The organism is Streptomyces sp. 130 (assembly GCF_007096885.1).
GTDB lineage: Bacteria > Actinomycetota > Actinomycetes > Streptomycetales > Streptomycetaceae > Streptomyces.
The window spans coordinates 58,073-64,666 of record NZ_VJNO01000039.1; the positions used below are offsets into that span (position 1 = coordinate 58,073).

Consider the following 6,594-nt stretch of genomic DNA (forward strand, 5'->3'; position numbering starts at 1 on the left):
CCCGTCAGCGCCGCACCTCGACGGTGAGGTGGTCCGGCCAGTCGGTCAGCCCGGTCCCGGTGGCCGCGGTCAGGCCGGCGGCCGGGCGGAAGTGGACCCGGGTGCCCGTGGTGCCGTCGTCCGGGAGCGGGACCAGGTCCGTCACGGGGACGCCGTGCTCGTAGCGCTGGGTCCAGGAGCCGTTGGCGCGGCGGTTGGTGTGGATCAGCCAGTCGCTGAGCGCGGCGACGACGGACATGCCCCGGCGCGGGTGGCCGTCGGGCAGGAGCGGGGCGTCGGGCGCGTCGAAGAAGCGGAGGTCCTTGGTGGCCATGACGGGCTTCTTCACCGGGCGGCCCGCCGCGTCGAGGCGGGTGTCGGTGCCCCGGCCGTCGTCGGTGACGGAGACCGAGCCGTCCGGGTGCGGTGTGACGAGGGCGCGGCCGGTCCCGGTGGCCTCCGCCTCGTCCGCCGCGTAGGCGAGGACTTCCAGAATCAGGTGGCGTACCCCGCCGGGGGCGTACGTCTGTGGGGCCCGGCGGACCGCGTCCAGGTGGGCGTGGTCCACCTCGGCGGCCCAGTCGTGCGTCGTGTTGCGCCAGGTGGCGCGTACGGCGTCCGTCATCGCAGCTCGTCCGGGCAGGGGGTGCCCGGCGGGAGCTGGTAGGGGGCGCCCAGGCGGTACGTGCCGGGGCGGGGGGCCAGGAGTTCCGTCCACTCGTCGCCCTGCTCGTCCTCGTCCACCTTGATCAGGCAGCCGTTCTCGTTGACGAAGGTCCTCGGGGTGTCCTGGTCCTCGCGGTGCTTGGACTCCTCGGTCTCCCGGGGGCGTTCCACACCGTTGCCGTCCTCGTCGAGGACGGCGAGCCAGCGCGAGTAGGGGACGCGGATCAGGACCCGGCCGGCCTTCTTGACGTGGATCGTCAGCTCGCCCTCGCCCGCGCGCTCCACCGTGGCCGGGGGGTCGGCCAACGGGACCGGGCTGTCCACCTCGAAGAGCCGCCAGTCCTTGTTGGACCAGATCAGCTTCAGGTAGGAGAGGCCCTTGCCGACGAGTTCGGCCTCCTTGCGGGCGCCGCTGTAGTCGGGGTCGCCCTGCGGCAGCACCACGTAGTGCACCGCCCAGCGGTCGAGCCACTGGCGGTAGTTGACGGCGTCCAGGGTGTCGTCGTAGAAGAGCGGGTTCCGCTTCATGTCGGCCTGGCGGTTCCAGCCCCGGGCCAGGTTGACGGAGCGCGGCAGCGCGGACGCCTCGCGGTGGCTGCTCGGCGGGACGACCTCGACCCGGCCGCGTTCGGCGCCGACCTTCTGGAGCTGGTTGATCAGGGGGGCCAGCGAGCGGGTCCAGGAGGCGGTGGGGGCGGTCCGGACGATGTCGTCGATGCCCTTGAAGCCGATCCACACGTTCAGCGAGACGAACGCGATGACCAGCGCGTACCACCGCCGCGAGCGGGGCACGGTGAACGGCAGCGCGGCCAGCAGCACGACGCCCGCGTACAGCATCGCCATCCGCGAGACGTTGGAGCCGATCTGCGAGTCGATGATGTACGTGAGCAGCGTGCCGACCCCGTAGACCGCCGACGCCGTGCGGACCGTCTTCCAGTCGCGCGGGACGAGGAAGAAGACGAGCCACGCGAAGATGAACGGCCCGGACAGGGTGGCGACCGACATCGGCTGGGTGCCGGAGAACGGGAACAGCCAGGCGGACAGCGCGACGACGGCGACCGGGGCGAGGCCCAGCGCGTAAGCGCCCGGGCGCCGCTTGTTCAGGAACAGCGCTGCCGCGACGACGCCGAGGAAGAGGCCCGCGACCGGGCTGCCGGCCGTCGCGAGACCGGCGAGCGGCGCGGCGACGGCCGCCTTCGCCCACCGCTTGTAACGCCACCGGTAGGGCCAGCAGAACACCGCCGCGGCGGCGCCGACCGCGAACATCATGCCGAGCCCGAAGGTCACCCGGCCCGACAGCGCGTTGCACAGATAAGCGAAGACGCCCGCCATCGAGCAGGCCAGCGGATTGCGGACCGCCTTGACGCGGTAGAGGATCAGCGAGGTCAGCCCGGCCGAGACCGTGCCGGCGATCATCATCGTCGTACGCACGCCGAGCAGGGACATCAGATACGGCGAGACGACGCTGTACGAGACGGGGTGCATGCCCCCGTACCAGGCGAGGTTGTACGCCGTGCCCGGGTGCCGGCCGACGAACTCGGCCCACGCGTCCTGGGCCGCGATGTCGCCGCCGCTGTTGGCGAAGAACAGGAACCACATGATGTGGGCGACCGCGGCGACCGCGGTCGTCAGCAGGACCGGGTGGCGCAGGAGGCGCTGCTTCAGTCCGTCGAACCGGCCGGGCGTCCGGGGAGCCCCCTCCCCGTCGCCGCGGCGCTTGGCCCGCGCGGGGTCCGTGCCTGCGGCGTCGGCGTCCGCCCGTGTCGGCTCGGCAGTGGTCACTGCGTCTCTCCCCGTCCCTTCCCGGACGCGTGGTTTCGGCCGGCTCTGCTGCTCGGGTCTCATGGGCCGAAGACGCGCTCCGGGGTCCGCGCGTTGCCCCCGGGACGCTAACACGCCGGTCTCTCGCGCCGTCCGGAAAGGCGCCCGGCCCGGGTCCGGCGGGCGGCCGGCGGCATGCGCGTGTGGCGGCCCGGCATGTGCGTGTGCGTGTACGCGTGGCAGCACGGCACGTACGTGTGGCGGCGGGTCGTGGGGTGGTGGCTACCTGTGGCCGGGGTCACTGCGGCTGGTCGGCTCGGCCGACGCGCCCGTCCCCCCGGGCCGCGCGGCGCGGCGCCGCGCGGCGCGGGGGGACGGTGGTGGGGCCGGGCGGCCCGTCCGGCGGGTCAGCCGATGCGCGTCATCTTCTGCCCGAAGCTCGGGTCGGCCAGGTCCTGCTGAAGGGCGACGGGCGCGCTGGCCTTCGCGCTGCCGGTGCCCACCGTCACCACCCCGACCTCGGTGCCCGCCTTCATGGAGCGCGTGATCTCCTTGCCGTTCCCCTCGACGGAGAGCTTCGTCCTGAGACCCGGCCAGCCCGTCGCCTTCAGGTCGGCGGTCGCGACCAGCGGCGTACGGCCGCCGAATCCGTCGTCCACGTATCCGACGACGTCGCCCTTGTGGACCACCTTGGCGGAGGTCACGGCGTCCTGGGCGCCCTTGATCAGCTTGAGGCTGTTGTCCAGCGACTTCACGAGGCTGTCGTACGGCTGGCCCGTTCCCGCCTGCTGTCCCATGACCGCGCCGTAGATCCACAGCTTCTTGCCGTCCACCACGGTGTTGGCCGACCAGATCAGGTTGCCGCCGGCCGGGGTGGACGAACCGGTCTTGATGCCGCTCACACCGGGCTGCAGCAGGAGGGTGTTGTTGTTGTAGATCATCGTGTCGATGCCGTCGATCTTGATCTGCGGAGTGTCGACGATCTCGCGGAACACTTCGTTCTTCATGACGGCCTGCGCCAGTTTGAGCTGGTCGGCGGCGGTGGAGACGGTCGTCTTCTTCAGCCCGCTCGGGTCCGTGTACGTGGTGTCGGTCATGCCGAGCTTCTTCGCCTCGTCGTTCATCTTCTCGACGAAGGCGGCCTCGGAGGAGGAGTCCCAGCGCGCGAACAGGCGGGCCGCGTTGTTGCCCGACGGGATCATCAGCAGTTGCAGCATCTGCTTCTCGGTGAACTGCTGCCCCTTGCTGATCGGCGCCGTGGACTCGTCCTCGGCCTTGGACTCGTCCTCGGCCTGCTGGTCCACGGTGATCTTCTCCCCCTCGTCCTTGCCCTTGAGCGGGTGGCCCTGGAGGATCACGTAAGCCGTCATGATCTTGGCGACGCTGGCGATCGGTGCGGGCTTCTGCGCTCCGGCCGAACCGAGCGAGCCGACGCCGTCCACGGTGACCGCCGACTGCCCCTGCGACGGCCAGTCGAGCTTCAGCTCGCCGCCCCCGAAGGTGTACGTCTCCTTCGCCGTCATCACCAGCGACGGGTCCGGCAGCGGGCGCACCATCTGCACGATCGCAAACACGATGAGCAGCAGGATCACCAGCGGGGTCCAGATCTTGACCCGGCGCACCGCCGTGCGGACCGGGGTCTCCGGCGGCGGCGGGGTGTTCGTCAGCTCCGCGAGCAGGTCGAGCGGCGGCTTCGGCGGCATCGGCTGCTGCCGGGTCCGCTCGGCACCGCTGAGGGCGGCGGGGGCGCCGGACCCCGGCGCGGGGCTCCCGGGCCTGCGCGGGGCGGGCGTCTGCGCCGGGCGTACGTCGTCGGAGCGCAGCGGTACGAACTGGCTGGTGCGCTCCGTGAGCGACTCGGTCTCGGCGGCGACCGGCCGCCCCGACGGCGACCTGGTGATCTTCAGCGCGGTCGTCGGCTGGTCGACCTCGGGCAGCCGGGGGGCCTTGAAAACGGCAGTGGGCTGATCGACGGGCGCGGGCGCGGGCGCCTCGGCGGCGGGCGTCTGCTCGTCCGGGGCGTTCTTGCCGGTGACCGGCGCGGGCGCCTTGGCGGCGGGCGCCTGCTCGTCCGGGGCGCTCTTGCCGGCGACCGGCGCGGACGCCTCGGCGGCGGGCGCCTGCTCGTCCGGGACGCTCTTGCCGGTGACCGGCGCGGACGCCTCGGCAGCGGGCGCCTTCCCGCCCGGAGCGGCGGCGTCGGCGGACGCCCCCTCGTCCGGGGCACTCTTGCCGGTGCCCGGCGCGGACGCCTCGGCAGCGGGCGCCTGCTCCCCCGGGACGCTCTTGCCCGTGCCCGGCGCAGACGCCTCGGCAGCGGACGCCTTCCCGCCCGGGGCGGCGGCGTCGGCGGACGCCCCCTCGCCCGGGGCACTCTTGCCGGTGCCCGGCGCGGACGCCTCGGCGGCGGACGCCTGCTCGTCCGGGGCGGCCGAGTCGGAGGGCGCCTTCCCGCCCGGGGCGCTCGCACCAGCGACCGGCGCGGACGCCTCGGCGGCGGACGCCTGCCCGCCCGGGGCAGCCGCGTCGGCCGACGCCACCCCGCCCGGGGCGCTCGCGGTGGTGGGCGGCTCGGCGGCGGACGTCTCCTTCTCGTCGGCGGCGGGAGCCACCGGGGCATCGGCCCCGCTGGTCTCCTTCTCGTCGGCGGCGGGAGCCGCCGGGGCGTCGGCCCCGCCGGTGTCCTTCTCGTCGTCGGCCGTCGAGACCCAGGCGGCCACAGCCGCCCGGAGGCGCGCGTCGCCCTCCGCCGGATCACCGCCCTCCGCGTCCTCAGCGGTCTCGGGGGCGTCCGGAGCCGCCTGGGGGGCGTCCGGGGCCGTTCCCGGCTCCTCAGCGGCCTTCAGGGCGCTCCCGGCGCCCTCGGCGGTCGTGTCCGCGTCCTCCGCGGCGCTCGCCGCGCTCCGCTCGGCGTCGCCGGACCCGGACTCCCCGGACGCGTCGGTGGGCGCCGGCTCCTCCGGACCGGCCGAGCCGGAACCCGGTTCCGGGTCGCGGAGGGCACCGAGGCGCGGATCGCGCTCGTCCCGAGTCGTTCCCGACGACTGCTGCTGCTCCGACTTGTCGGGGGACTCGCCCGCCACCGATGCCTCCTCCATGCGGCGCGGGGAACCCCCGCGCTGTCCGAACCATCTACCAGTGTCCCGTGTGAACCCTTGGCCGGGCTGCTAGACGAGAACGACATACCTACTGGTTCCCGTACAAAGCCACCAGGCACCCTCGACAGACAGATGTGAGAGGGGTCACCCTGTCATTCATCCACGCGGGGAGGCATGGATGGGCAGGAGCCGCAGAACAATTCCGGAGGAGCTTCTGCTGCTCGCTCTGGACCCGACCACGGGTACCACAGCGCAGCCGCAGTCGCTCGACCTCGGCCTCGCCGGAGCCCAGCTAGTGGAGCTGGCCCTGGCAGGACGGATAGCCCCAGACGGGGATCGTATCGCCGTGGTGATGCCACGGCCGACAGGAGATCCGACCCTGGACTCCGCACTGGAACTGCTGCGCAGGCGCGGCAGTCCGGTACGGGCGGTCCACTGGATCGGCGGACCCCGGCTGGGGCTCCGCCAGATTTACCTCGCTCACCTGGAGCGGTGCGGCATGGTGCATGCCGTCGCCGGCCAGATGTGCGGAGTGCTGCCGACGACTCGCTACCAGGCGACGGACACGGCGGTCAGCCGGGACATCAGAGCCAGGCTGGACAGTGCGATCCGCACCGGCGTACCGCCGGACCCGCGGACCGCGGCGCTCGCCGCGCTGGCCCACGCGGTCGGTCTCGGCAAGCACCTGTATCCCGGGAACGAGGGGCGTTCATCGCGCTCCCGGCTCCGGGACCTGATCAGGCACGACCCGATGGGCGGCCTCGTGGCGCACGCCGTGATGGACGTCCAGAACGGGGCGGTCGCACAGCCGCGCCGCGCTCAGGCGGCCGGCGTTCCGTTGCGACCGCAAGTGCCGTCGCCGTCACGGCGCGGCAGCATGGCGCACACCGCGGCCCACTAGGACCGCGTCCGCACCACGGATCACCCGAGTCACCACCCGTACCACTGCATCAACAACCGAACACCGCCGCACCGTTGTCTTCCAGACCCGGTCCGGGAGCCGCACCAGGCGCGGGGCCGTAGTGACCACCCCCGCCCCCCCCCCCCCCGGGGGGGGGCGGTGCCCCGCCCGCCCCGCCCCGGGGGGGGG

General features: G+C 73.4%; 4 protein-coding genes. 1 reads left to right on the plus strand and 3 read right to left on the minus strand.

Annotated features, from left to right (window positions below; genetic code table 11):
• Window positions 1–4: 4 nt before the first annotated feature.
• From FKN01_RS26600 to FKN01_RS26610, 3 genes are all read right to left on the minus strand, one after another.
• Window positions 5–604: an ATP-binding protein gene (locus tag FKN01_RS26600; RefSeq protein WP_143624917.1), complete on the minus strand. Its 600-nt coding sequence runs from the start codon at window positions 602–604 to the stop codon at window positions 5–7.
• Window positions 601–2,427, minus strand: coding sequence for an MFS transporter (locus FKN01_RS26605; RefSeq protein WP_143624919.1), 1,827 nt, complete (start codon window positions 2,425–2,427; stop codon window positions 601–603). The genes FKN01_RS26600 and FKN01_RS26605 overlap by 4 nt, the downstream gene beginning before the upstream one ends.
• A 386-nt stretch (window positions 2,428–2,813) precedes the next feature.
• Window positions 2,814–5,504, minus strand: coding sequence for a serine hydrolase (locus tag FKN01_RS26610; protein ID WP_260697020.1), 2,691 nt, complete (start codon window positions 5,502–5,504; stop codon window positions 2,814–2,816).
• Between the two features lie 178 nt (window positions 5,505–5,682).
• Between FKN01_RS26610 and FKN01_RS26615 the strand changes: the two genes are divergently transcribed.
• A complete protein-coding gene (locus FKN01_RS26615; RefSeq protein WP_143624921.1) occupies window positions 5,683–6,405 on the plus strand; it encodes a GPP34 family phosphoprotein in 723 nt (240 codons plus the stop codon).
• Window positions 6,406–6,594 lie beyond the last annotated feature (189 nt).

Excerpts from the sequence above, each read along its gene's own strand:
- FKN01_RS26615 (WP_143624921.1), top strand. The coding sequence starts at position 5,683 with ATGGGCAGGAGCCGCAGAACAATTCCGGAGGAGCTTCTGCTGCTCGCT.
- FKN01_RS26600 (WP_143624917.1), bottom strand. The coding sequence starts at position 604 with ATGACGGACGCCGTACGCGCCACCTGGCGCAACACGACGCACGACTGG.
- FKN01_RS26610 (WP_260697020.1), bottom strand. The coding sequence starts at position 5,504 with ATGGAGGAGGCATCGGTGGCGGGCGAGTCCCCCGACAAGTCGGAGCAG.